Raw genomic sequence first — 24473 nt, forward strand, 5'->3', positions numbered from 1 at the left:
TGACCGGCGACCCGACGGCCGTCCAGGCTGAACCGCGTCCTGGCGCGGCCCGCCCCCCCCCCCGACCCGGCCCCCCCCCCCCCCCCCCGTCCTGCTTTGGCGGGTCAGGCCGCCTCAGCCGGGGCAGGCCGACCCAGCGGGGTCAGGCGTCGTCGCGGGGGTCGTCCCGGAGGACGTAGATCGCGCCGCCGCGGTTCTCGGTGCGTTCCGGCTCGTCGTGGCGCTGCCGTGGGACGTCCGTCTCGATCGGCCCGGGTTCGGGCTCGGGTGTGATCTCGGGCTCGGACGCATGTTCGACGACCCGCGGCGCCCGCGGCGGCGGAGGCGGAGGCGGGGCCGGGGTGGGCGCCGGGGGCCGGGCCGGAGCCGGGGGCGGGGTGGGCTCGCCCGCGAGGTCGGGGAGGTCGTCCTCGAAACGGGGCCTCGACCTGGTCGGACGGCGCGGGGCGAGGATGGGTTCGGCCTCCTCGAACTCCAGCGCGCCGGACGCGTAGGGCGAGGCGGCAGGTTCCGGCGGGGGGGCCTGCGGCGGGGCGGGCTTGTCGCCCTGAAGCCGTGGGGACGGCGCGGACCGCGACGCCGACGGCGCGGGAACGCCGCCCTCGGGGGCTTCGCGGCGACGGCGCTCGCGGCGGCCCTCCCGCCGGACGGGCTCGGCGCCCTCCCGCCGGGCCTGCTCGGGTCCCTCCCGCCGGGCGGGCCCTGTGGCGGGGATGTCCGGCCCGTCGGCGCGGCGCAGGATGCGCCAGTTGGCCAGCCAGGCGGCGATGGCGGCCGAGATCCCGACCTCCAGGCTCGCGAACAATCCGACCTGCCACCAGGACGGCCCGACGGTCGCCATCCGCGCGCCGCCGAGCGGTCCGCCGGACAGCGCGGCGAGGACGGCCGTCACGACGCCCGTCAGCGCGCCGGACGCGAAGCCCCACAGCGGCGCGGACTCCGACGCCGTGCTCGGCATCGACCGGACGGTCAGCACGCCGCCGACCGCCCCGGCGAGGAACGGCGCGGCCAGCGCCACCAGGGACACGACGGGCGCGGGGCCCGGCTGCGGCAGGGCCGCGAGCGGCGGGAACACCGGCACGACGTCCAGCAGGACGCCGGTCGCGGCCACGCTCGTCCCGGAGCCGACCGCGAAGCCGGGGCCGATCGCGTAGGCCATCCCCCAGATCACCGCGTTCGGCAGGAACGCCAGCTGGACCAGGACGAGCAGCGCGCCGCCGACGACCCCGGGGGCGAGCAGGTCGAACTGGCGGGCGGCCTCCCCGGAGTGCACCGCCAGGGACGCGCCGACCAGCACCGCGCCCGTCGTGGCCAGGACCGCGACCGACCCGGCGACGCCGATCACCAGGGAGCGCGGACGGTCCGGCAGCAGCCGCACGAGGGCTCCCAGCCCCGACCGGACGCGCCGTCCCGTCCGGGCCGCGACGACGGTGCGGGCCGCCCCGGCGCCGCCGCCCATGGCCGCGACCACGAAGCACGCGACGACGGCCTGCCCGGGCGAGGGCCGCGCGACCGAGGACGAGGCGGCGAGCGCGAGCAGCCCGGCGAGCCCGGCGTACGGGACGGCCAGCGCGATCGCGGCCCCGACGACGACGCGGCGCGCGTCCTCCGGGCCGGAGGCGACCGGACGTCCCGACGCGTCCTTCGGCAGGGCGCGCCGGATCATCCAGCCGCCGGTGCGGTACAGCAGCGTGCCGGGGATCAGCAGGACGCCGAGGGGCAGCAGCCCGACGCGTCCGCCGTCGACGGAGAAGCCCGCGTGGTGGGAGACCAGCCAGAAGTTCACGGCCGTCCGGAACACGCCGGGGAGCCCGTGGCCGAAGGCGGTGCGGGGCGCGGCGATCCAGCCGATGAGGGTGACCGTGGTGAGGACGGCGAGACCGATCCCGATGCACCAGACCGCGCCGATGAGGCCCGTGACCCACTGCGGCCGCTGCCCCGCGGTGACCGGGACGCGGGACGCGCCGCCGGACTCCCCCGGCGGGCCCGTCGCCGGACGCTCCGCGGCGCCGCTCGCGGGGCGTTCCCCCGCGCCGGCCGCCGGGCGCTCCGCCGTGCCGGACGAATCCCCTGACGGAGGGCCCGCGGAGGTGCCCGCCGCCGTGCCGGTCGCCGCCCGCTGCCGTCCCGTCTCTTTCACGGCGTCCATGCTGGCACCCTCACCTCGTGCTCCGGCCTCCCCGGCCCGGCGTGTCGCCTTTGCGGCGGAGCGGGAGGGGCGAACGGGTGTCCGGGCACGGCAGGATGGACACAGCGCGCGCAACGATCGGATAACCCTGGATCCTCACACGGCTCCGTCGCGTTGTGCGCGACAGGAGCGGGCGCGCCCTCAGCGGGGAGGGGGCCGTCCGATGTCCCACGGGGAGGGATCCGTTTGTTCGGTCCGCAGAGCGTGCTGATTCTGCTGCTGATGGTGGCGGCCGTCGGCGGCCTGGCCTACGTCCTGGCCAGGCAGGGGCCGCCGATCGTGCTGCGGATCGGCGCGGGGGTGCTGGCGTTCGCGCTCTCGTCCGTCTTCGGGATGGCGCTGGTCAACCGGTTCTACGACTACTACCAGACCTGGACCGACCTGGTGGACGACCTGGCCGGGCACCATCCGGGGGTGCAGGCGCTGCCGCCCGGCGGCGGCAAGAGCCTCAAGATCGGCGGCACCCCGGCCAGGGACGGCCTGCTGGTGACCACGACGTTCGCGGGGTCCAAGAGCCGGCTCAGCCGCGAGGGCCTGGTGTACCTGCCGCCGCAGTACTTCCAGTCGCAGTACGCCTCGGCGCGGTTCCCGGTGCTGGAGCTGCTGCACGGCTCCCCCGGCGAGCCGGAGGACTGGCAGCGCGGCCTGCACGTCACCTCGACCTACAAGACGATGCTGGACAAGCACGAGGCCAAGCCCTCGATCCTGGTGATGCCGAACATCAACGGCAACGCGCACGGCGCGGGCGGCTCGCAGTGCCTGGACCGTCCCAAGGGCGACCGGAACGACACCTACCTCGCCGAGGACGTCCCGTCGGACGTGGAGACCTCGTTCCGCGCCGACCCGCCCGGCGCGCGCTGGGGCGTCGCCGGGTTCTCCGAGGGCGGGTTCTGCGCGGCGAACCTGGCGCTGCGGCACCCGGGCGTGTTCGGCCTGTCCGGCGTCATGAGCGGCTACTTCCAGCCGCTCCCCGAGCACGGCGCCGACCCGTTCGACGGCAACGCCCGCGCCCGGCTGCAGAACGACCCGCTGTGGCGGCTGACCAACTGGCCGGCCGGCGCGAAGGTGCCCGCGTTCTGGCTGATGGCGGGCCAGTCCGACCGCGGGGACGTGTCGGACGCCAAGCTCTTCCACAGCGTCCTGCAGAGCCACGGGCAGAACGGTCCGCTGGTCCTGATCCCGCACGCCCGGCACACCTACGCGGCCTGGAACCCGGCGTTCCCAAAGTTCCTGACCTGGGCGACCAACCTGCTCGGCAACCCCACCCAGGGAGCGGCCCAGACGCCGAAACCGGGCAAGGGCCCGGAGCGTCCGCCGGGCAGCATGCCGACCGCCCCGGTCCACGAGATCAAGCGCTTCTGAACCGACCTGGACGCCCCGGCGCGACGTGCCGGGGCGTCCGCATTTGCGCAGGTCAGAAGCCTGGCGGTGGCTTGTAGGCGTCCACGCGGCCCCACATGCGCAGGTACGCCTCGGCGCCGTTCGCCATGTCGTCGGTCAACTCGGGGCCGACGGTCCTGCGCACGTCCTCGATCCAGTCGGGGACGAGGCCGTAGTTGGCGACGCCGTCCACGTTGAGGTCCCAGGTGCGCCGGCCGGTGCTGAGCCTGTCGAGCGTGACGCCGCTGAGCGCGGTGAACGGGTACCGGACGTCGCCGCCCTTGCGCGGGCCGGGCAGGTGGCCGAAGCCGTTGGCGTCCAGGCCGTAGCCGAACCCGAACGTCCCCGTCGCGCCGGACTTCTGGAACGCCTGCTTCGCGTCACGCCAGCCGCCCGCGAACTGGTCGGCCGGGTTGGCGTACTCGGTGATCATGCCGCCGAGCCTGTAGATCCGCTCGTAGTAGGTCGGGTCGACCCAGCTGTGCGACGAGATCACCCCGGGGTAGTGGGCCTGTTCCAGGAGCGTGAGGGTCTGGTCGGCGGCCTTGGCGCTCATGTGGTCGATCTGGACGATCATCTTCCGCTTGATCATTCCCTTGATCATGTGCGCGCCGAGCGCGGTGAGGCCGCGCGTGTTGCAGTGCGGGGCGGCCGGGTAGAAGGGCGCGGGCAGGTTCGGCAGGCCGAGCGCGAGCCGGACGGCGGCGGGCAGCGTGACCTGCGGCGTCACCGTGTTGTCGTGCGCGGGGCCGGTGCAGGTCTCGACGTTCCAGAACCGTCCGGTCCCGACGAAGTTGCCGATGTTGACGGCGACGCCGGCCGTCCCGCTGTCCATCCGGACGCCGCAGAGCGCGTTGTCGAACTTGTGGCAGACGAACATGCTGGTCACGCCCTGGGCCTTCATGTGGTCCAGGCCCGCGTCGATCTGCCTCTCACTGCACTGCGGGACGTCCCGGACCTCCCGGCAGCCGAACGGCTCGGACGTCTCGATGCTCTCGACCACGGCGAGCTTCCCGGACGCGGCCACCGCCCGCGCCTCCTGCGGCGTGTGGACGAGCCGGAACCAGCCCTTCCCCGGGCCGCCGCTCAGGCCGTCGATGTAGCTCTGCATCCGCACGGCCTTGCCGTGTTCGAGGTCGATCGTGGCGTCCTCGTCGCAGGGGTTCTTCTTGAGGGGGTAGAGCACGCAGAGCACCCGGTTCGCGACGTACTGGTCGACGATGATCCGGAGTCCGCCCCGCCAGGCCCGCTCCAGCCAGGTGTAGTAGACCTGCTGGTGGGTGAGGGAGTCGTGGGCGGGCCAGTCCTTGAAGGTGGGCCAGCCGACCGGGTCGTGGGTGCCGAACGGGGTGCCGTTCTTGAGAAAGTTCTCGAAGACCGCGAACTCGCCGTTCGGGTAGTGGTCCGGGCAGTCGTGGAGGGCGGCGGCGATGCCGTCGGGGTCGAACGGCTCGCCGCAGATCATCCGTCCGCCCATGTCGTCGGCGCCCTCGATGTGGGTGTGGGCGTCGAGGAGGCCGCGGACGGTCCCGGACGTGGCGGACGTCCGGACGGGCGGGGAGGCGGGGCGGGCTGCGTGCGCGGCGGAGGCCGTTCCGAGGGCGCACAGGACGGCGGTCAGCAGTGCCGTGACGGGGCGGGGGATGCGGGGGACACGCGGGAGTCTCATGGCCGCTCCAGGGGGTGAGGGCTATGCGCCCCTCATTAGAACATGAACACTGTTCACGTCCCAGGGCCCCTGAGCTGGGACGACGCAAAACGGAAGCGCATGCGGAAAACGAAAGACGCCCGCGCCGCGGTGTGCGGCTCGGGCGTCCTTCGTGGCCCTGATCGGGTGGATCAGAGGTTGCGCATGATGTCCGCCATGAGGCGGGCGGTCTCGCTCGGGGTCTTGCCGACCCGGACGCCGACCTTCTCCAGCGCCTCCTTCTTGGCCTGGGCGGTGCCCGCGGAGCCGGAGACGATCGCGCCGGCGTGGCCCATCGTCTTGCCCTCGGGGGCGGTGAAGCCCGCCACGTAGCCGACGACCGGCTTGGTGACGTTCTTCTCGATGAAGGCCGCCGCGCGCTCCTCGGCGTCGCCGCCGATCTCGCCGATCATGACGATGGCGTCGGTGTCGGGGTCGTCCTGGAACGCCTGGAGGGCGTCGATGTGCGTGGTGCCGATGATCGGGTCGCCGCCGATGCCGACGCAGGTGGAGAACCCGAAGTCACGCAGCTCGTACATCATCTGGTAGGTCAGCGTGCCCGACTTGGACACCAGGCCGATGCGGCCGGGCGTGGTGATGTCGGCCGGGATGATGCCCGCGTTGGACTTGCCGGGGGACGCGATGCCCGGGCAGTTCGGCCCGATGATCCGGGTCTTGTTGCCCTTGGACTCGGCGTACGCCCAGAAGTAGGCGGTGTCGTGCACCGGGATGCCCTCGGTGATGACCACGCACAGCGGGATCTCGGCGTCGATCGCCTCGACCACGGCGTCCTTGGTGAACTTCGGCGGCACGAAGACGACCGACACGTCCGCGCCGGTCTTCTCCATGGCCTCCTTGACGGTGCCGAAGACCGGGAGCTCGGTGCCGTCGAACTCGACGGTCGTGCCGGCCTTGCGCGCGTTCACGCCGCCGACGACCTGGGCGCCCGAGGCGAGCATCCGGCGGCCGTGCTTGGAGCCCTCGGAGCCGGTGATGCCCTGGACGATGATCTTGCTGTTCTCAGTGAGCCAGATGGCCATTTCACGCACCTGCCGCAGCGAGTTCGGCGGCCCGCTCGGCCGCGTCGTCCATGGTCTCGACCTGCTGGACACCGGGCAGCGCCGCGTCCTTCAGGATCTGGCGGCCGAGCTCGGCGTTGTTGCCGTCGAGCCGGACGACCAACTGGCGGTCCACGGCCTCGCCGCGGTCCGCGAGCAGCTTGTAGGCCGACACGATGCCGTTCGCGACGGCGTCGCAGGCGGTGATGCCGCCGAAGACGTTGACGAACACCGACTTGACGTCGGCGTCCGACAGGACGATCTCCAGGCCGTTGGCCATCACCTCGGCGGACGCGCCGCCGCCGATGTCGAGGAAGTTGGCGGGCTTCATGCCGCCGTGCTTCTCGCCGGCGTAGGCGACGACGTCCAGGGTGGACATGACCAGCCCGGCGCCGTTGCCGATGATGCCGACGTTGCCCTCGAGCTTGACGTAGTTCAGGTCGAGGGCCTTGGCCTTGGCCTCCAGCGGGTCGGCGCCGGCCTTGTCCTCGAGCTTGTCGTGCTCCTGGCGGAACGAGGCGTTCTCGTCCAGCGAGACCTTGCCGTCGAGGGCCTTCACCTGGCCGTCGGCGGTGAGGATCATCGGGTTCACCTCGACGAGGGTCGCGTCCTCGTCGGTGAAGACGGCCCAGAGCCGCTCGATGATCGCGGCGGCGCCGTCCAGCGCCTCCTCGGGCAGCCGGCCCTGCTCGGCGATCTGCCGGGCCTTGGCCAGGTCGATCCCGTCCAGCGGGGAGACCGGCACCATGGCCAGCTGGTCGTGCGGCACCTCCTCGATCTCCACGCCGCCCTCGACGGAGCAGATGGAGAGGAAGGTGCGGTTCGCGCGGTCGAGCAGGAAGGAGAAGTAGTACTCCTGCGCGATCGCCGAGCCCTCCTCGACCAGGACCTTGTGGACCGTGTGGCCCTTGATGTCCATGCCGAGGATGTCGGTCGCCAGGGACTCCGCCTCGTCGGCGTTGTCGGCCAGCTTCACGCCACCGGCCTTGCCACGGCCCCCGGTCTTCACCTGGGCCTTGACGACGACCTTCTTGCTGCCAGCGGAGAAGAGCTCCTCCGCGATGGCACGCGCTTCCTGGGGAGTATGGGCGACCTTGCCGGTAGGCACCGGTACCCCGTACTCGGCAAAGAGTTCCTTTGCCTGATGTTCGAACAGGTCCACGAGGCGTCCTTAACGGATCGACAGCCAACGACCGCGGGGCAAGTGGGGGGCACGGGACTCTTGCGCCGTCCGGCCGCCACTCTGCGGTCCGCTCCGTCGAAGCAGCCTAGTCAACCTCCGCGCGTGGTCACGCCGCCGGGGGCCGCCGTGTTCCCGGACGGGGTGTGAGGTTACTCATTCCCCGCCCTCCCGGGGGCGCGAAGGTGGGTATGTGAGGAGGTAGAAACCATGCGTCGAATGCCGCGTTCACCCCCTGAGCGCACTGCGGCGTTTGGCTGAGTTTGATGTACTTAGGCCCGTCTCAAGGGGGAGGTGCGGTGGCGGACAGCGGAGTCGGGCCGACGGTGTGGCCGACGTCATGGCCCGGTCGCGTGCGCCGTGCCTCCGCGCTCCTTCTCGTCTCCGCACTGGCCGCGACCTGCGGCGTCACGCTTCCGGAGACCGGCACCCCGGAATGGGCCAGCCCCGGCCTCGTCGGCGGGGGCGGCTGGCCGTTCGCGGGCGACCCGCTGCCGGTCTCCGAGGCCCACGGCGCGCGCTACCTGCCCGACTCGTCCGTCGTCCGGCTCGCGGACGGGCGCGTCCGGCTCGTCCCGACGGGCGGCGAGGACGCCATCACCGTCTCCGGATCGGATCCCCGCGTCGCCGAGGCCGTCCGGGGTGACCAGACCTGGCTGGCGCGCGGGACCGTCCCCGGGCGCCTGATCCCCTGGCTGAAGCCGTGCCCGCCTGCCGGCAAGAGCCGCAAACCGCGTCAGGACGACGTCCTCCAGAGCACCCGGGACAAGATCGGCGCAGCCGAGCCCCGTCCATCCGGGCCCGAGGGGCCCGCGCAGACCGGCCGAACGCGGCCCGCGGACGGCGGCGGGCTGAGCGACGAGGCCGTCGTCGCGAAGGGGTGCGTGCCCGTCCAGGCGCGTCCGAAGGCTCCGGGGGTGGGGCCGGCGGCCCCGGCTCCGAACCGTCCGTCCACCGCGGGGAAGCCGCCCAAGCCGACGGCGACGCCCACGCCGACTCCTTCGGAGGATTCGGAGAAGGCGGAGAAGAACGGCGAACACGACCGGCTCACGGTCGGATCCGCCGCCGACAAGGCGACCGCGTACCGGGACATGGCCGCTCGCGCGCTCCAGGACCTGAGGCTTCTGACCAGGCCGAACGGCGCGTCCCTGGCGTCCTGGTACGGGGCGTGGCGGTACTCGTGGCCGCGCGACTCGGCGTTCGCGGCGGCGGCGTTCACCGTGACCGACCACCCGGCCGAGGCCCGGCGGATCCTGCGGTTCCTCGCGCGCGTGCAGACCACGAAGGGGATGTGGGCCGCGCGCTACAACCCCGACGGCAGCCCGGTCGCGGACGGGCGACACGCGCAGCTCGACTCGCTCGGCTGGGTGCTGTGGGCCGCGTGGTTCTTCCACAGCGAGAACCCCGACGCCGCCGCCGACCTGCCGGAACTGTGGACGATGGTGCGCCGGGCCGCCGACCAGCTGACCACCTCGCTGGGCTCGGACGGCCTGCCGCCGCCGTCCTCGGACTACTGGGAGCGTGCCGCCTCGTCCGAGCAGGACCCGAAGCGCGCGACACTCGGCGTCGTCGGGCCGGTCCTGGCCGGGCTGCGGGCGGCCTCCGCGCTCGCCCGCGAGCTCGGCCACACCGACAGGGCCGACCGGTACCGGGTGGCCGCGCACCGGGTCGAGGGCGGGATCGCGACGAGGTTCGCGCCGCTCGGCTACCCGCGCTCCCCCCTCCGGGGCGGGCTCATGGACACCTCGGTGACCTTCCTCAGCCCGCCGTTCGGCCCGGCCGACCAAGGCGTGACCGACGCCGTGCTGTCGGCCGCCGGGAAGCTGACGCTGCCGAACGGGGGCGTCCTGCCTGGTGAGCGCTGGTCGGGGAACGCGAAGGTCGCCTGGACGCCGGAGATGGCGCTGTTCACGCTGTCGGCCGCGGCGACGGGCCGTCCGGACGAGGCGATGGCCCGGCTGGACTGGCTGTCGGCGCACCGCACCACGCTGGGCGCGCTGCCCGAGAAGGTGGACGAGTACGGGCGTCCGGCGGCGGTCGCCCCGCTCGGCTGGACGTCCTCGCTGGTCGTGCTGAGCCTGTCCGCGCTGGAGAAGCCGCTCCCCGTCCCGGACGAGGGCTGACCCGGCCCGTCCTCCGGGGCTACGCGAACTGCTCGTAGCCGAGCTTGGCGACCAGCAGCGTCACCACGCACAGCAGGACGACCCGGACGAACCCGGAGCCGCGCTTGATCGCGGTGCGCGCGCCGAGCTGCGCGCCGGTCGCGTTCGCGACGGCCATGGCGAGGCCGAGCCCCCACAGGATGTGGCCCTGGACGGCGAAGACCAGCAGCGCGCCGAAGTTGGTGCTGACGTTGATGACCTTCGCGTGCGCGGACGCGTGGACGAAGTCGATGCCGAGCGCGGCGGTGAAGACCACGACCAGGAACGTCCCGGTGCCGGGGCCGAGGATGCCGTCGTAGAAGGCGATGGCGAGGCCGGGGACGAGGATCGCGGCGGCGACCCGGCGGCGGGTGCGCAGCACGAGCCTCGGCTCGCGGCCGAGGCTCGGGCGGAACACGACGAGCGCCGCGACCGCGAGCAGCACGACCATGATGACCGGCTTGAACACGTCCGAGGAGATCGCCGAGGCGCACAGCGCGCCCGCCGCCGAGGCCGCGACCGCCAGGCCCGCGCCGGTGAACGCGACGGTCCGGTCGATCTTGGTGCGGCGCAGGTAGGCGTAGGCGGCGCTGGTCGTCCCGGCGATGGAGGCGACCTTGTTCGTGGCGAGCGCGGTGGCGACCGGCTGGCCGGGGTTGAGCAGCATCAGCGCGGGCAGCTGGATGAGCCCGCCCCCGCCGACCACCGCGTCCACCCAGCCCGCGCCCAGCGCGGCCGCCAGCAGCATGACGACGTGCTCGATCCCCACCCGGCGCCCTCCCCTGTAAGGGTTAAAAGAAGAACGGCGCTTAGCCTAGCGGGACGAAGCGGGACAATCACCAGCCTTTTCGGCTGCCCGATCGTTTCGGAGGGGCATCGCCGCAGCTCAGCCGGGCCGTGACCGGCCGCCTGCACGACAATGGCCGGCCGCCTGCGCGCCCCGCGCGCCGCGACCGGCCACCGCACCGCGGGCCGAGCCCGCGCCCACACCCCAGGAAGATCAGCTCTTGGGCCGCCACTCGTCGGCGAGGATGGACCACACCTGGTAGTCGCGCTGCCGTCCGTCGAAGTTGAAGCCCTGCCGGATGGTGCCCTCATAGGTGAAGCCGATGCGCTTGGCCGTGGCGATGCTGGCCTCGTTCGACGGCTCGCAGCCCCACTCCACGCGCAGCATGCCGCGCTCGTGGATCGCCCAGTCGATCATCGCGCCCACCGCCTTGGTGATCAGGCCGCGGCCGCGCACGTCCGGGTCCAGCCACACGCCGACCTCGCAGACGCCCCGCTGGGTCTCGAAGACCCGGAACAAGGTGCCGCCGCTGAGCACGCCGTCCACCCAGATGCCCCAGATCCGCGGTCCGTCGGCGGCCGCCGACTCGGCGAAGCGCTGCAGGTAGTCGCGGGCGGCGTCCACGTCGAACAGGCTGGCGGCGAACGGGATGTACGGGCGGATGTCGTCGCGGACCTTCTCCACCTGCTCATAGAACTCGGCGGCCTGCCAGGGCTCCAGCGCGCGCAGCTCGGCCCCCTCGGCAAACGTCAGGGAAAGCATCAACGACCTCCTGTAGGGTGCATACCGAACGTTTGTTATGCACCCTAGACCGTGCCGTCGAGCGGAAGGAAACCGGTTTCCGTGCCCGCCAAGGGAGACCACGACGCCCGGCGCCGCGACGTGTCGGCGGCCGTGTGGCGGGTGCTGGCCGCACACGGCTTCGACGGCCTGACGCTGCGCGCGGTCGCCACCGAGATGGGCTCGTCCACGGGCCTGCTCACGCACTACTTCCCGAACAAGAAGGCGCTGGTCGCGCACGCGCTCGACCTCGCCGAGGAGCGGACGCTCAGGGGCCGGCTCACCCCGTCCGGGAAGGGCCGGGCGGCGCTGCGCGAACTCCTCGCGGACATCCTGCCGATCCTGCCCGAGGCGGTCGAGATGAACCGGGTCTGGGTCAGCTCCTGGGACGCCGCGCTCGCGGACGCCGACCTCGGCGAGCGCGAGACGCACCGGTACGAGCGGTTCCGCACCGAGCGGCTGCGTCCGTTCGTCGAGCAGGCGCGCGAGCTGGGCGAGTTCCCGGCGGACGTCGACGTCGACACCGTCACGACGACGCTGGTCGCGTTCGCGCACGGGCTGGTGGTGCAGGTGCTGTTCGATCCGGAGCGCTATCCCGCGGAGCGGCAGCTCGCGCTGCTCGACGGAATCCTGACGTCTTTGTCCGTCTAGCGCGGCATCGACCTCGAACCCCTTTTTCGGCCAAGATGTCCACCCAGAGCCGAAAGGGGTCTTTGGTGACCGTTCTGGAGTTCGTGGACGCCCATGTCCATCATTGGCAGTCGAGCGTGCACGACTGGTATCCGATGCTTCACGTCACGCTACCGGAGGTGCCGCGCGACTATCCGCCCGCGCGATTCCGGGCGGACGCGGAGGCCGCCGGGGTCCGGCTGCTCGGCGCCGTGCACGTGTCGGCGACGACCGTGCCGGGCGCCTTCCTCGACGAGACGCGCTGGCTGGACGCCATGGACGCGCCGGACCGTCCGTCGGCGATCATCGGATCGGTCGACCCGGACGTGTCGCCGCCGGTCGTCGAGGCGCAGCTGGACGAGCAGGCGCACAGTCCGCTGTTCCGGGGCGTCCGGGTGTTCACCGGCCTGTCCCCGGAGGGCGACACGGCCGCCTCCCTCCTGCGTGAGCTGGGGAAACGCGACCTCGTCTTCGACCAGGTGATCCGCGCGCCCGAGGTGGACGCCTATCTCGCCGCGCTCGCCAAGGCCCCGGACGTCCAGGTCGTCCTGGAGCACGCGGGCTGGCCCGAGACGGGCTCCCCGGAGGGCTTCATCGACTGGCGGCGGGGCCTGGCCAAGCTGGCCGCGCTCCCCCGCGTGGACTGCAAGATCTCCGGCCTCGGAATGCCGCTCGGACGACTCGACACCGCCGCGCTGCGCCCTTACATCGAGACCTGCCTCGACCTTTTCGGGATCGACCGCTGCTTCTTCGGCAGCAATTTCCCGGTGGACGGCCTTTCGGGCGGCTACGCCGATCTGATGGCCACTTATCAGGAGGTCACATCGGATCTTTCCGCTGATGAGCGACGCAAACTGTTCGTCGGGAACGCGACCCGGCGCTACCGGCTGAACTGACCGGACCACCTTTCCGAACCAGGCTCCCCTTCACCTCTCACCCGCCTTCAGCTCCGCTTCACCCCGCTTTTCTGCGATCCGGCGTTCGACCTCTTCCCAGGTGATCGGGAGGTCGGACGCCGGGACGTTCCAGAAGACGAACGTCGAGTCCCGCATGACGTTCCGCTTGGCCCGCATCGTGGACTTGTGCGGCTCCGCGGCCGCGTAGGCGTTCAGCGCGTCCCGGCCCGACCAGGCGGAGAGCGTCCAGAACGTCCGGCTCAGCGGCTCGGCGCGCAGCGAGAGCCCCCAGGCGCCCCGCGAGCGCCTCGCCTGCCGCAGCAGCGCCATCGAGGCCAGGAAGAAGCCGGGCACGTGGCGCAGCGACCGCACCTCCAGCCGCGACGCCATGACCAGCGCCTCCCCGCCGGACTCGGGGGCCTCGGGCGTGCTCCAGGGAATCGTGGGCATGGCGCCCCTCCCTTGCTCCTCGTTTCATCTTGTCATTGACAAGTTTTAGTCGCGACCCCGAACTTGTCAATGGCAAGTTCGGGGTGACCTGCCCTAGGCTGGCAGGGTGAGTTCGAGCTACCACCACGGCGACCTGCGCCGCACCGTCCTTTCCGCGGCCGTCGCGGCGATCGAGGAGTCCGGGCCGTCCGGCTGGAGCCTGCGCGAGCTGGCCCGCCGCGCCGGGGTCTCGCACGCCGCGCCCGCACACCACTTCGGCGACAAGGCCGGCCTGCTGACCGCGCTGGCCGCCGAGGGCTTCGACCTGCTCGCCGCGGCCCTCACCGAGGCCGGCGACGACCTGCTCGACCTCGGCGTCGCCTACGTCCGGTTCGCCGCCGAGCACCGCGCCCACTTCGAGGTCATGTTCCGTCCCGAGCTCTACCGGGCCGACGACCCGGAGGTCACCGCCGCCGGCGACCGCACGGCCGCCCTGCTCGACCGCGCCGTCGGCGCCGGGTCCCCCGACTCCGACGCGGCGCTCGCCGCCTGGTCCATCGCCCACGGCTTCGCCGGACTCTGGCTGAGCGGCGCCCTCCCCCCGAACCTCGCCGAGGACCCGGCGACCGCCGCCCGCCCCATACTCGCCAAGCTCTTCTCCGACCGGGAGGACGTCCGGTCGGCCCCCTGACGCGCCCGCGCCGGGATTTCCCTGATCGTCTATCTTGCGGACTGTTCAGTGGACGGACCCGGTGGGAGTGTGGAGCGGGTGGACGACAATGCGCTCGCCGAGCGGTTCGAGGAGCAGCGCGGTCACCTGCGCGCGGTGGCCTACCGCATGCTCGGCTCGCTGAGCGAGGCCGAGGACGCCGTCCAGGAGGGCTGGTTCCGGCTCAGCCGCACCGACGTGTCGGACGTCGAGAACCTGCCGGGCTGGCTGACCACGGTCGTCGGACGGGTGTGCCTCGACATGCTGCGCACCCGCAGGTCCCGGCGGGAGGAGCTCGGCGACGAGCGGCTGCCCGACCCGATCGTGTCGCACGACCCCGAGCAGGAGGTGCTGGTCGCCGACCAGGTCGGGATCGCGCTGATGGTCGTCATGGAGGCGCTGTCGCCCGCCGAGCGGCTGGCGTTCGTCCTGCACGACATGTTCGCCGTCCCGTTCGACGAGATCGCGCCGATCATCGACAGGACGCCCGCCGCGACCCGGCAGCTCGCCAGCCGGGCCCGCCGCCGTGTCAAGGACTCCGCGCCCGCGCCGGATCCGGACCTGAACCGGCAGCGGCAGGCCGTCGAGGCGTTCCTCGCGGCGGCCCGCGAAGGCGACCTGGAGGCCCTGGTCGCGATCCTCGACCCGGACGTCGTGCTGCGCGTCGACATGGGCGCGGGCGGCGCGCTGCAGGTCGTCAAGGGCGCGCGGAACGTCGCCGGCCGGGCGCTCATGTTCCGCCAGATCGCGCTGAACATCGAGACCGTCCTGGTCAACGGCACGATCGGCGCGATGGACATGACCCGCGGCGGCCCGCAGTCGCTGATGGCGCTCACCGTCGTGGACGGCCGGATCACGACGATGGACATCATCGCCGACCCCGACCGCCTCAGGGACCTCGGGCTCTGATCCAGCGCCGGCCGTCACATCCCACACCGGCCGTCGCCTCCGCACCGGCCGTCACATCCGTGGGACCGCGCGGGTCAGGGTTGCGTAGGCCCACGGGTTGGAGGCGCATGTGAAGGGCGAGGAGTCGCTGGCCGCGCGGTTCGAGGAGCACCGCGGCCATCTGCACGCGGTCGCCTACCGGGTGCTCGGATCGAACTCCGAGGCGGACGACGCCGTCCAGGAGGCGTGGCTCCGGGTGAGCCGCGCCGGGGACGACGGCGTCGGCAACCTCGGCGGCTGGCTGACCACGATCGTCGGACGGGTGGCGCTGAACATGCTCCGCGCCCGGACGACCCGCCGCGAGGTGTCCTGGGACGAGCCGGACACCCCCGCCGAACCGGACGCGCCGGCGGGCCCCGCGGCCGAGGCCCCCGAGGACCCGGCCGACGCCGTCGTCCTGTCGGACTCGGTCGGGCTCGCGCTGCTGGTCGTCCTGGAGACGCTGTCGCCCGCCGAGCGGCTGGCGTTCGTCCTGCACGACATGTTCGCCGTCCCGTTCGACGAGATCGCGCCGATCATCGACAGGACGCCCGCCGCCGCCCGGCAGCTCGCCAGCCGGGCCCGCCGCCGCGTCCGGGGCGGACGGGCCGACGCGACCGCCGCGCGCGAACGCGAGGTCGTCACGGCGTTCCTGACGGCGTCCCGCGAGGGCGACTTCGAGGCCCTGGTCACCCTCCTGGACCCGGACGCCGTCCAGCGCGCCGACCGGACCGCGGCCGGGATGGGCGGGCCCGGGCGGATCGAGGGCGGGGAGGCCATGGCCGCGTTCTGGTCGGGCCGCGCCAAGGCCGTCCTGCCGGTCCTCGTGGACGGCGTGGCGGGCGGAATGTGGCAGCTCAGAGGGGTTCCGCAGGTCGTGTTCGACTTCACCGTCCGGGACGGCCGCGTGGTCGCGATCGACCTCGTCGCCGACCCGGACGTCCTCGCGTCGGTCGAGCTCGCCAAGCCGCCGCGCGACTAGCGTGAGGGGATGGCCGCACGCAGACTCCCGCCCACCGAGACGACGATCACGACCCGCGACTGGGACGGGCGGGACATCGAGGGCGAAACATTCGAACGCGTCCTGTTCTCCGACGTCGACTTCACCGAGATGCGCGACTCGTCCGGGACGTTCACCGAGTGCCTGTTCCGGGGCTGCAAGTTCAACGTGTCCGAGCACAGCGAGGCGGCGTTCCTGAACTGCACGTTCGTCCGCTGCTCGTTCTTCGACGCGACGTTCGACGGGTGCAAACTCGTCGGCAGCGCGTTCAGCGACTGCTCGTTCGACCTGCTCAAGGTCCGCGGCGGCGACTGGTCGTTCGTGACACTGACCGGCGCGAAGCTCTCCGGTGCGACGTTCGAGGAGACCCGCCTCCGCGAGGCCGACCTGAGCGGCTCCACCTGCGAGAAGACCACGTTCCAGCGGGCCGACCTCAGCGGCGCGTGGCTCCGGAACGCCAACTTCCGTCAGGCGGACCTGCGCGGCAGCGCGCTCCCGGCCGAACACCTCCTGACCGTGGACCTGAAGGGGGCCGTCATCGACATCCCCCAGGCCATGGTCGTCGCAGAAGCGCTCGGACTGGACGTCCGCCCTTGAGCAGGTAGAGCCCCAGCACCGCCACCCCGGCGACGGCCTGCGCGACCAGCACCGGGCCGAGGCCCGCGGGCGGCTTCGCGAGGGCGTTCAGGGCGGGAGCGCAGCCGATCAGGGCGATGTCCGCGCCGGTCATCGCCCAGAGGAACGGGCCCGTCGGGATCGCGCCGACCGGGGTCGCGATCACCGGCATCGCGTGATCCACCGGCGGCCTCCGCGCCATCCGCAGGGCTCCGGCGGCCAGGGCGGGCGCGCAGGGCAGCGCGAGCGGCCACCAGGGCCCGCCGGACAGCACGCCGACCGCCTGCAGCCCGGCCAGGGCCAGCGCAAGCCAGAGCCCGCCGACCAGCGCCGGGAGGACGGCCCGTCCCGCCAGCGTCGCCCGCGGCCCGACCGCGGTCAGCCGGGACAGCGCCGGGTCGCCCGCGTCCCGGCGGGCCCCCGCCGCGCATGACGCGGCGACGAGCAGCGCCCCCAACGACGCCATCGCCATCGGGGACGTCCCGTCCGCCGCCCGGGCCGCGAGCGCGGGCAGCGCGGCGGACGCCGCCACGACGGCCAGCCGTCCGGGCCGGCGGCCGAGGCGCACCCAGTCCTGCCAGGCCACGGCGAGCGGCGCGGGCAGCCTCGGCCAGGCGTGCGACCGCAGGGTCCGGCCACGCCAGTGGACGTCCTCGACCGTCCAGGTGAGAGAACCGGGATCGAGCAGCGTCGTCGCGGTCGCCACCCGGTTGACCCGCGTGGACGCCTCCAGCAGGTCGCGCGCGTGGATCCGTTCCAGCCGAGACCAGGCGAGCCGGGCCGCCAACGCCGCGGCGAGCGCGCAGACCGCCGCGGCGGTCGCCGCCGACGAAGCAGGGATCGCCTGGACGGCGCGTCCCACGGGACGGCTGAGCACGGCAGCCAGAACGGCGGCGGCCGCGACCGCCAGGATCGCGGTGCGCAGACGTCCGTCCCAGGCGGCGGACGCCTGCCCCAGGACCGCCAGGGCCAGCCCGCCGACCGTCGCGGCCAATCCGAGCGTCAGAGCTGCCACCAGCCGAAGAACGCCCTGGTCAGGCGCACCCAAGGCCGCCAGCAACCCCATCCCCAGCGCCAGGCCGCCCACCACACCCACGCCAACGAGGATCAGCGCGGAACGCCCCAGCACCCGCCGACGAGGCAGCGGGGACAGCAGAAGCCAGGCCGCGTCGGCGGCGGACACCGAGATCGGCCCGTACGCGCGGGCCAGCATCAGGAATCCCGCATAGAGCAGGCCCAGCAGCGCCACCCCGGCCCCCGCCCGCGCGGGGTCGGACGAGTGTCCGAGGACCTTCAGCGTGTCCAGGACGACCGGCGCCAGCAGCAGCACCACGACCAGCCCGCCGAAGCCGAGCGCATAGCGGTCGCCCCAACTCGAGGACGTCCGGCGGGCGGCGCCGACTCGAACTCCGGCGCTCACTCGGACTCCAGTTCGACGACGCCGGCGCCCGCGTTCCGTGCCAACCCGGGGTCGTGCGTGGCCATCACGACCGTCCCGCCGTCCGCCGCGTACCCGGCCAGGAACGAGGCCAGCCGGACGCGGAACGCCGCGTCCAGGCCGCGCTCCGGCTCGTCCAGAAGCAGCACGCGACTCGGACGCAGCAACCCCATCGCCAGCGAGAGCCGCTGCCGCTGACCGGTCGACATCGCCAAGGGCACATGGTCGCGACGATCTCCGAGCCCGAACAGCTCCAGGGCCTCGTCCGGGCTCATCCGCGTCCCGGCGTGCACGGAGGCGAGCATCTCCAGGTGCTCCAGGACGGTCACCCCCGGATACCAGGCCGGTTCGTCCGCGACGAGCACCACGTCCCGCCAGAACTCGGAATCGTCCGCGGGAGGTCGGCCCAGCACCTCGATCTCGCCGGACGAGCCCGTCTGCAAACCGGCCAGGCAGCGCAGCAGCGTCGACTTGCCGACGCCGTTCTCGCCCAGCACGGCGACGATCTCGCCGCGGCCTACCGTCAGGTCCAGGCCGTCCAGGATCGGGACGCCGCCCAGCCCCACGGCAACATTTCGGACTTCAACGACATTCTCCGCCACACGCCCAACCTAGCGACGCCCGGAGGCACCTGCGGCCTGAGGGCTTCGGCGGCCCTACAGCCCGAAGGCCTTGGCCGTCCACGTGTACTGCGCGTCGAGGAGATCGGCCAGACGCTCGGTGAGGGGATCGGTGTCGAAGGCCCGCACCGCGATGTCGCCCTCCCCGGACGCCTCGGGCGCGACGGCCAGCAGCGACCCGCCCGACCGGTCGACCAGCCAGACGGCCGTGTGCGCCTCGGCGGCCGGGGACGCCTCCAGGTCACCGGGCCGCAGGTAGCCCTCGGCGATGTTGGCGGCCAGGGCCGCACCGGCCGCGGTCTCCCTCGTCCGGACGAGATGGGCGCGCGTGCAGAGCGCCACGGCGTCGATGCGCAGCATGCGTTGCAGGCGGTGGTACGACTCGTCGAACGACGAGGGCGGCGGGACGGGCTGGGCGCGCATGCTCCCGGCGGCGGCCTCGAGGAACGGCAGTAGGTCTCCGCCGGACGCGGCGAACGCGCCCGGCACGACGCCCAGGCGGATGTGCCCCGCCATCGGGAACGGCGGGTCGGGCAGGGTGTTGTAGCAGAAGAAGATCGCGGGCTCGCCGGGCGGGGAGGCCAGGTTCTCGGCGGCCACCGAGTGCGCCACCTTGCCCAGGGGACCGTGCCCGTGGTCGGGGGCCCGCTCGGCTGATCGCAGTTGCTCCATGCGCGCCATCGTTACAGCGCGCAGGGCCCGAGATCAGTCGAACGGGCCGATCCGTCCGCCCGGTTCGCCCAGGTCAGACGGCATTTCGCGGCAAACTACAGCTTTTCGATCGGGGCGTAGCGCAGGATGAGGCGCTTTTCGCCGTCCTTGCCGCCGAAGTCGACGGTGGCGGCGGCCTTGTCCCCGGCGCCTTCCACGGAGACGACCGTGCCGAGGCCGAAGGAGTCGTGGGTGATCTTGTCGCCCGGGGCCAGGTTGGGGATCGCGCGGGCGCCGGGGGCGCGGACCGCCGGACGGGCGGCGACGCGCGTCGCGGCCGAGCCGAAGGCGCTGGACGCCTCGCGCTCCCAGTCCAGCAGGTTCGCCGGGACCTCGGCGAGGAACCGGGACGGCGGGTTGACCTGCGGGGCGCCCCACGAGCTGCGCATGGTCGCGCGGGAGAGGTAGAGGCGCTGGCGGGCGCGGGTGATGCCCACGTAGGCCAGGCGGCGCTCCTCCTCCAGCTCCTTGGGGTTGCTCATGGCCCGCAGGTGCGGGAAGACGCCGTCCTCCATGCCGGTCAGGAAGACGACCGGGAACTCCAGGCCCTTGGCGGTGTGCAGGGTCATCAGGGTGACGACGCCCTGGTCGTCCTGGTCGCGACGCTCCCCGGGCGGGACGGCCCCGGACTTCGCGCCGCCCGGGATCGAGTCGGCGTCGGCGACCAGCGCGACCTGCTCCAGGAAGTCGGGCAGGCGGCCCTCGGCGGACTCGCCGTCGAGGCGCTCTTCGAACTCGCGGGCGACCGACTCCATTTCCTGGAGGTTCTCGACGCGGGTCTCGTCCTGCGGGTCCTTGGAGGCCTGGAGCTCGGCGATGTAGCCGGACTTCAGCAGGACCCGCTCGATCAGGTCGGCCGGGGTGGACGTCTCGGCCGACGCGCGCAGGTCGTCCAGCAGGGCGACGAACTCGCGGACGGCGTTGATCGAGCGGGTCGCCATGCCCGGGACGTCCTCGGGGCGGCGCAGGGCCTGCCAGAACGAGATGCGCTCGCGGGACGCGTACGCCTCGACGCACGCCTCGGCGCGGTCGCCGATGCCGCGCTTGGGGACGTTCAGGATGCGGCGGAGGGAGACCGTGTCCTCCTGGTTGGCCAGGACCCGGAGGTAGGCCAGCAGGTCGCGGACCTCCTTGCGCTCGTAGAAGCGCACGCCGCCGACGACCTTGTAGGGCAGCCCGACCCGGATGAAGATCTCTTCGAAGACACGGGACTGGGCGTTGGTCCGGTAGAAGACCGCGACGTCGCCGGGCTTGGCGTCGCCCGCGTCGGTGAGCTTGTCGACCTCGCTCGCGACGAACGCGGCCTCGTCGTGCTCGTTGTCGGCGACATAGCCGGTGATCTTGTGGCCCTCGCCCTGGTCGGACCAGAGCCGCTTGGGCTTGCGGTCGGCGTTCCGCTCGATCACCGCGTTCGCCGCCGACAGGATGGTCTGGGTGGAGCGGTAGTTCTGCTCCAGCAGGATCGTGCGCGCGTCGGGGTAGTCGCGCTCGAACTCCAGGATGTTGCGGATCGTCGCGCCGCGGAACGCGTAGATCGACTGGTCGGCGTCGCCGACCACGCACAACTCGGCCGGGCCGATGCCCTCGACCGGCGCGGTCAGCTCGCGGACCAGCTCGTACTGGGCGTGGTTGGTGTCCTGGTACTCGTCGACCATGACGTGCCGGAACCGGCGCCGGTAGTGCTCGGCGGCCTCCGGGAAGACCTGGAGCAGGTTGACCGTCAGCATGATCAGGTCGTCGAAGTCCATCGCCCCGGCCTGCTGCAGCCGGGCCTGGTACATCTCGTACGCCTGCGCGAGGGTCTGCTCCATGTGGGTGGAGGCCCGCGCCTTGAACGTCTCGTAGTCGATCAGCTCGTTCTTCAGGTTCGACACCTGGGCGCTGAACGACCTCGGCGGGTACCGCTTCGGGTCGAGGTCGAGCTCGCGGCAGACCAGCGCCATGAGGCGCTGCGCGTCGGCCTGGTCGTAGATCGAGAAGCTCGACGGGAAGCCCAGCCGCCCGGCCTCGCGGCGCAGGATGCGCACGCAGGCGGAGTGGAAGGTCATCACCCACATGGCGCGGGAGCGCGGGCCGACCAGCGCGTCCACCCGCTCCTTCATCTCGGCCGCGGCCTTGTTGGTGAAGGTGATCGCGAGGATCTGGCCCGGATGGACGTCCCGCTCGGAGAGCAGGTGGGCGATCCGGTGGGTGAGCACGCGCGTCTTGCCGGAACCCGCTCCCGCGACGATCAGCAGAGGGCTTCCGGCGTGCTCGACGGCGGCGCGCTGCTGCGGGTTCAGGCCGTCCAGCAAGGGGTGAGCTTCGGTCTTCGACATCACTCGCGAGTCTACGGTCCGCCACCGACATACGCGTCCGAACGCGGCGGGGGGCTTGCGGCCCGTCCGCCGCGCCCGGACGGGAAGGATCAGCGTTTGTGCAGGTCGCGGGCGGATTCGGCGGCGGCGCGGACGCCGTCGAGGTCGACTCCGGCCGCGGCGGCGGACGCGGCGGCGACCGCGCCCTCGACCAGCGGCGCGTCCGCGAGGACGGCCCGCCCCTCGTAGTCCTCCACGAGGAGCCTCGCGGCGAGGACGGACGAGCCGATGTCGGCCAGGAGCAGCACGCCGTCCCCGTCGTCGGCGGTGGCGACGGCCTGTTCGACCAGGTCGGGGCTGGTGCCGAGGCCACCGTCGGGGCCTCCCCCGGCGGCCTCGACCACGGCCTTGCCGACGCCCATCTCGCGGGCGAGTTCGGCGGCGCCCTCGGCGAGCGGGCGACTGTGGGAGATGATCACGATTCCGACCATCAGGCCTCCGTCCGGGTCGTGGCGTCGGCGAGGGCGCGGATCAGCAGCACGGACGAGGCCGCGCCGGGATCCAGGTGCCCGGCGCTGCGTTCGCCCAGGTAGCTGGCGCGTCCCTTGCGGGCGACGAGCGGGACGGTCGCCTCCGCGCCCTGGACGGCCGCCGCCACCGCGGCCTTCGCGGCTTCGGGGATGCCGGTGGAGGCGGACGCGGTGAAGGCCTCGGCGGCGGGGGTCAGGGCGTCCAGCATGGTCTTGTCGCCGGGCTGGGCCCCGCCCAGTTCCCTGATCCCGGCGACCGCGGCGGTCAGGGCCTTGCCGAGCTGCTCGGCGGACGCCTCGCCGGTGTCGCCGAGGGCCTTGCCCGCGCGGCGCAGGGCCGTCCCGTAGAGGGGTCCGGACGCGCCGCCGGTCTTGGAGATGATCGCGCGTCCGGCGGCGATCAGAACGCCTCCAGGCGGGGTGTCGTCGTCCGGGAGGGCGGCCACGGCGGCGGTGAAGCCGCGGTCCAGGTTGAGGCCGTGGTCACCGTCGCCGATGGCGGCGTCCAGGCGGGTCAGCCGGTCGGCGTCGGCGGAGATCAGCTCGGCGGCGCGACGGATCCAGGCGGCGGCGCTTGCGGAGGTGAAGGCGGCGCTCATCGGCCCCACCGCAGCGCCGGGGTCTCGACCGGGGCGTCCCAGAAGCGGAGCAGTTCGGGGGTGACGCGGCAGACCGAGATCATGCAGCCCGCCATCTCCAGGCTCGTCACGTACGGGCCGACCAGCGTGCGGACGGCCGTGGCGCCGTGGCCGGACAGCCAGTCGGCGACCGCCCCGGCCGCGACGTACTGCTCGATCAGCGGCGTCCCGCCCATCCCGTTGACCAGGACGATCAGCTCCTGCCCGGAGAGCGGCATGTCGGCGTCGATCGCGGTGAGCGACGCGTCCACGATCTCCTGGGCGGTCCCGGCCTTGACGCGCTCGCGGCCGGGTTCACCGTGGATCCCGATGCCCAGTTCCATCTCGCCCTCGGCCAGCTCGAACGTCGGACGCCCCGCCGCCGGGACCGTGCACGGCGACAGCGCCACCCCGAACGACCGGGACCGCTCGTTCACCTCGCGCGCGACGCCCGCCACGGCCGCGAGCGGCGCGCCGTCCTCGGCCAGCGCGCCCGCGATCTTCTCCACGAACAGGGTCGCGCCGATGCCGCGCCGTCCGGCCGTGTAGGTGCTGTCGACGACCGCGACGTCGTCGTCGACGAGGACCTGCTCGACCTGGACGTCCTCGTCGTCGGCCAGGTCGGCGGCCATTTTGAAGTTGAGGACGTCGCCCGTGTAGTTCTTGACGATGTGGACGACCCCGGCGTCGCCGCCGACCGCGAGGGTCGCGGCGAGGATCTGGTCGGGGGTCGGCGAGGTGAAGACCTCGCCGGGCGCGGCGGCGTCCAGCATCCCGAATCCGACGAATCCGGCGTGCAGCGGCTCGTGCCCGGAGCCGCCCCCGGAGACCAGGGCGACCTTGCCCGCGCGCGGCGCGTCCGCGCGGACGACCGTCCGGGCCTCCGGATCGACCCGCAGTGAGGGATGCGCGGCGGCGAGCCCCCGCAGGGCGTCGGCGACCACGTCGGACGGGGCGTTGATGAGTTTGCGCATGTTCCTGCTCTACCCAGGTTTCCGCCTCGACCAGGCGGGCCGGGCCGTGCCAGACCCTGATCCAGACGTTTAGGGTGAGCTTCGTGAGGACTGTCCTGGATCTGAGCGAAATCAACCGCGTGCTCGCCGTGCTGGCGCACCCGGACGACGTGGACTTCGGGTCCGCCGGGACGATGGCGTCCTGGACCGACGCGGGCGTCGAGATCACCTACCTGATCGTCACCGACGGGGACGCGGGCGGGTTCGACGACGGCGTCACCCGCGCGGAGATGGCCGAGCTGCGCCGCAAGGAGCAGCGCGCGGCGGCCGAGGCGGTGGGGGTGACCGACGTGCGGTACCTCGGCTACCCGGACGGCCGCCTCGAACCCGGTTTCGGCCTGCGCCGCGACATCGCCCGGGTGATCCGGCAGGTGCGGCCCGACCGGGTGATGACGCACAGCCCGGAGCGCAACTACCAGCGGATCGCCCCCAGCCACCCCGACCACCGGGTCGTCGGCGGCGCGACCCTGGACGCCGTCTACCCCGACGCGCGCAACCCCTACGCCTTCCCCGAGCTGCGCGAGGAGGGCCTGGAGGCCTGGACGGCGCGGGAGGTGTGGATGTCCGGCGGCCCCACCCCCGACTTCTACCTCGACGTCACCGAGCAGTTCGACCGGAAGCTCGCGGCGCTGAAGGCGCACGCCTCCCAGACCGCCCACATGGGCGACGGACTGGAGAACATGCTGCGAGGCTGGATGGGCGCGAGCGCCGTGGCCGCCGGGTTCGGCGAGGGCCGCCTGGCCGAGTCCTTCCAGATCGTCGACACCGCCTGACCGTCCGGAGGTCGCTCGACCGTCCGGG

General features: G+C 72.9%; 23 protein-coding genes. 9 read left to right on the plus strand and 14 right to left on the minus strand.

The window, feature by feature from the left end; genetic code table 11:
* Positions 1-142 precede the first annotated feature (142 nt).
* Entirely contained in the window at positions 143-2149 is a 2007-nt protein-coding gene (locus AB0L06_RS04425) for a cell division protein PerM (RefSeq protein ID WP_500229501.1), read from the minus strand.
* 243 nt (positions 2150-2392) lie between these two features.
* Here AB0L06_RS04425 and AB0L06_RS04430 point away from each other — a divergent pair, with 243 nt between their 5' ends.
* A complete protein-coding gene (locus AB0L06_RS04430; protein ID WP_500229502.1) occupies positions 2393-3550 on the plus strand; it encodes an alpha/beta hydrolase in 1158 nt (385 codons plus the stop codon).
* Positions 3551-3602: 52 nt separating this feature from the next.
* On the opposite strand, the gene AB0L06_RS04435 is transcribed toward AB0L06_RS04430, so the two are convergent.
* From AB0L06_RS04435 to sucC, 3 genes are all read right to left on the minus strand, one after another.
* Entirely contained in the window at positions 3603-5237 is a 1635-nt protein-coding gene (locus AB0L06_RS04435; protein ID WP_500229503.1) for a Coagulation factor 5/8 type domain-containing protein, read from the minus strand.
* Positions 5238-5407: 170 nt separating this feature from the next.
* Positions 5408-6295, minus strand: a complete 888-nt coding sequence (gene sucD, locus AB0L06_RS04440; RefSeq protein ID WP_500229504.1) for a succinate--CoA ligase subunit alpha — start codon at positions 6293-6295, stop codon at positions 5408-5410.
* A 1-nt stretch (position 6296) separates the two neighbouring features.
* A complete protein-coding gene (gene sucC, locus AB0L06_RS04445) occupies positions 6297-7475 on the minus strand; it encodes an ADP-forming succinate--CoA ligase subunit beta (protein WP_500229505.1) in 1179 nt (392 codons plus the stop codon).
* Positions 7476-7846: 371 nt separating this feature from the next.
* Here sucC and AB0L06_RS04450 point away from each other — a divergent pair, with 371 nt between their 5' ends.
* Positions 7847-9616, plus strand: coding sequence for a glycoside hydrolase family 15 protein (locus AB0L06_RS04450; RefSeq protein ID WP_500229506.1), 1770 nt, complete (start codon positions 7847-7849; stop codon positions 9614-9616).
* Between the two features lie 19 nt (positions 9617-9635).
* On the opposite strand, the gene AB0L06_RS04455 is transcribed toward AB0L06_RS04450, so the two are convergent.
* Positions 9636-10403 (minus strand): TSUP family transporter, encoded by a 768-nt coding sequence (locus AB0L06_RS04455; protein ID WP_500229507.1) that lies wholly within the window; start codon positions 10401-10403, stop codon positions 9636-9638.
* Positions 10404-10634: 231 nt separating this feature from the next.
* Entirely contained in the window at positions 10635-11183 is a 549-nt protein-coding gene (locus AB0L06_RS04460; protein WP_500229508.1) for a GNAT family N-acetyltransferase, read from the minus strand.
* An 81-nt stretch (positions 11184-11264) separates the two neighbouring features.
* Between AB0L06_RS04460 and AB0L06_RS04465 the strand changes: the two genes are divergently transcribed.
* Entirely contained in the window at positions 11265-11852 is a 588-nt protein-coding gene (locus AB0L06_RS04465) for a TetR/AcrR family transcriptional regulator (RefSeq protein WP_500229509.1), read from the plus strand.
* Positions 11853-11917: 65 nt separating this feature from the next.
* Positions 11918-12766: an amidohydrolase family protein gene (locus tag AB0L06_RS04470; RefSeq protein ID WP_500229510.1), complete on the plus strand. Its 849-nt coding sequence runs from the start codon at positions 11918-11920 to the stop codon at positions 12764-12766.
* A 30-nt stretch (positions 12767-12796) separates the two neighbouring features.
* Here AB0L06_RS04470 and AB0L06_RS04475 read toward each other — a convergent pair whose 3' ends face one another.
* The gene (locus AB0L06_RS04475) at positions 12797-13216 is read right to left on the minus strand and encodes a DUF3291 domain-containing protein (RefSeq protein ID WP_500229511.1); all 420 of its coding nucleotides are present in this window, start codon (positions 13214-13216) and stop codon (positions 12797-12799) included.
* 106 nt (positions 13217-13322) lie between these two features.
* Here AB0L06_RS04475 and AB0L06_RS04480 point away from each other — a divergent pair, with 106 nt between their 5' ends.
* The 4 genes from AB0L06_RS04480 (at position 13323) to AB0L06_RS04495 (ending at position 16428) form a co-directional block, all read left to right on the plus strand.
* Positions 13323-13886, plus strand: coding sequence for a TetR/AcrR family transcriptional regulator (locus tag AB0L06_RS04480; protein ID WP_500229512.1), 564 nt, complete (start codon positions 13323-13325; stop codon positions 13884-13886).
* Between the two features lie 78 nt (positions 13887-13964).
* A complete protein-coding gene (locus AB0L06_RS04485) occupies positions 13965-14813 on the plus strand; it encodes a sigma-70 family RNA polymerase sigma factor (RefSeq protein WP_500229513.1) in 849 nt (282 codons plus the stop codon).
* Positions 14814-14910: 97 nt separating this feature from the next.
* Positions 14911-15813 carry a sigma-70 family RNA polymerase sigma factor gene (locus AB0L06_RS04490; protein ID WP_500229514.1) on the plus strand — a complete coding sequence of 301 codons (903 nt, stop codon included), beginning with the start codon at positions 14911-14913 and terminating at the stop codon, positions 15811-15813.
* Between the two features lie 9 nt (positions 15814-15822).
* Complete coding sequence (locus AB0L06_RS04495) at positions 15823-16428, plus strand: pentapeptide repeat-containing protein (protein ID WP_500229515.1); 606 nt, start codon at positions 15823-15825, stop codon at positions 16426-16428.
* Here AB0L06_RS04495 and AB0L06_RS04500 read toward each other — a convergent pair.
* The 7 genes from AB0L06_RS04500 to dhaK all read right to left on the minus strand — a co-directional run bounded on the left by AB0L06_RS04500 (position 16367) and on the right by dhaK (position 23633).
* Positions 16367-17866, minus strand: coding sequence for a DUF6297 family protein (locus AB0L06_RS04500; RefSeq protein ID WP_500229516.1), 1500 nt, complete (start codon positions 17864-17866; stop codon positions 16367-16369). The genes AB0L06_RS04495 and AB0L06_RS04500 overlap by 62 nt on opposite strands.
* Positions 17863-18486, minus strand: coding sequence for an ABC transporter ATP-binding protein (locus tag AB0L06_RS04505; protein ID WP_500229517.1), 624 nt, complete (start codon positions 18484-18486; stop codon positions 17863-17865). Before AB0L06_RS04505 ends, AB0L06_RS04500 begins: the two co-directional genes overlap by 4 nt.
* Before the next feature lie 54 nt (positions 18487-18540).
* Positions 18541-19176, minus strand: coding sequence for a hypothetical protein (locus AB0L06_RS04510; RefSeq protein ID WP_500229518.1), 636 nt, complete (start codon positions 19174-19176; stop codon positions 18541-18543).
* A 95-nt stretch (positions 19177-19271) separates the two neighbouring features.
* Entirely contained in the window at positions 19272-21533 is a 2262-nt protein-coding gene (gene pcrA, locus AB0L06_RS04515; protein WP_500229519.1) for a DNA helicase PcrA, read from the minus strand.
* Between the two features lie 89 nt (positions 21534-21622).
* Positions 21623-22003 (minus strand): dihydroxyacetone kinase phosphoryl donor subunit DhaM, encoded by a 381-nt coding sequence (gene dhaM / locus AB0L06_RS04520; protein ID WP_500229521.1) that lies wholly within the window; start codon positions 22001-22003, stop codon positions 21623-21625.
* Entirely contained in the window at positions 22003-22641 is a 639-nt protein-coding gene (gene dhaL / locus AB0L06_RS04525; protein WP_500229522.1) for a dihydroxyacetone kinase subunit DhaL, read from the minus strand. The genes dhaM and dhaL overlap by 1 nt, the downstream gene beginning before the upstream one ends.
* On the minus strand, positions 22638-23633 hold the full coding sequence (gene dhaK, locus AB0L06_RS04530) for a dihydroxyacetone kinase subunit DhaK (protein WP_500229523.1): 996 nt from the start codon (positions 23631-23633) through the stop codon (positions 22638-22640). Before dhaK ends, dhaL begins: the two co-directional genes overlap by 4 nt.
* 83 nt (positions 23634-23716) lie before the next feature.
* Between dhaK and AB0L06_RS04535 the strand changes: the two genes are divergently transcribed.
* Positions 23717-24445: a PIG-L deacetylase family protein gene (locus AB0L06_RS04535; protein ID WP_500229524.1), complete on the plus strand. Its 729-nt coding sequence runs from the start codon at positions 23717-23719 to the stop codon at positions 24443-24445.
* The last annotated feature ends 28 nt before the right edge of the window (positions 24446-24473 follow it).

Origin of the sequence: Spirillospora sp. NPDC052269 (assembly GCF_040679435.1) — a bacterium.
GTDB lineage: Bacteria > Actinomycetota > Actinomycetes > Streptosporangiales > Streptosporangiaceae > Spirillospora.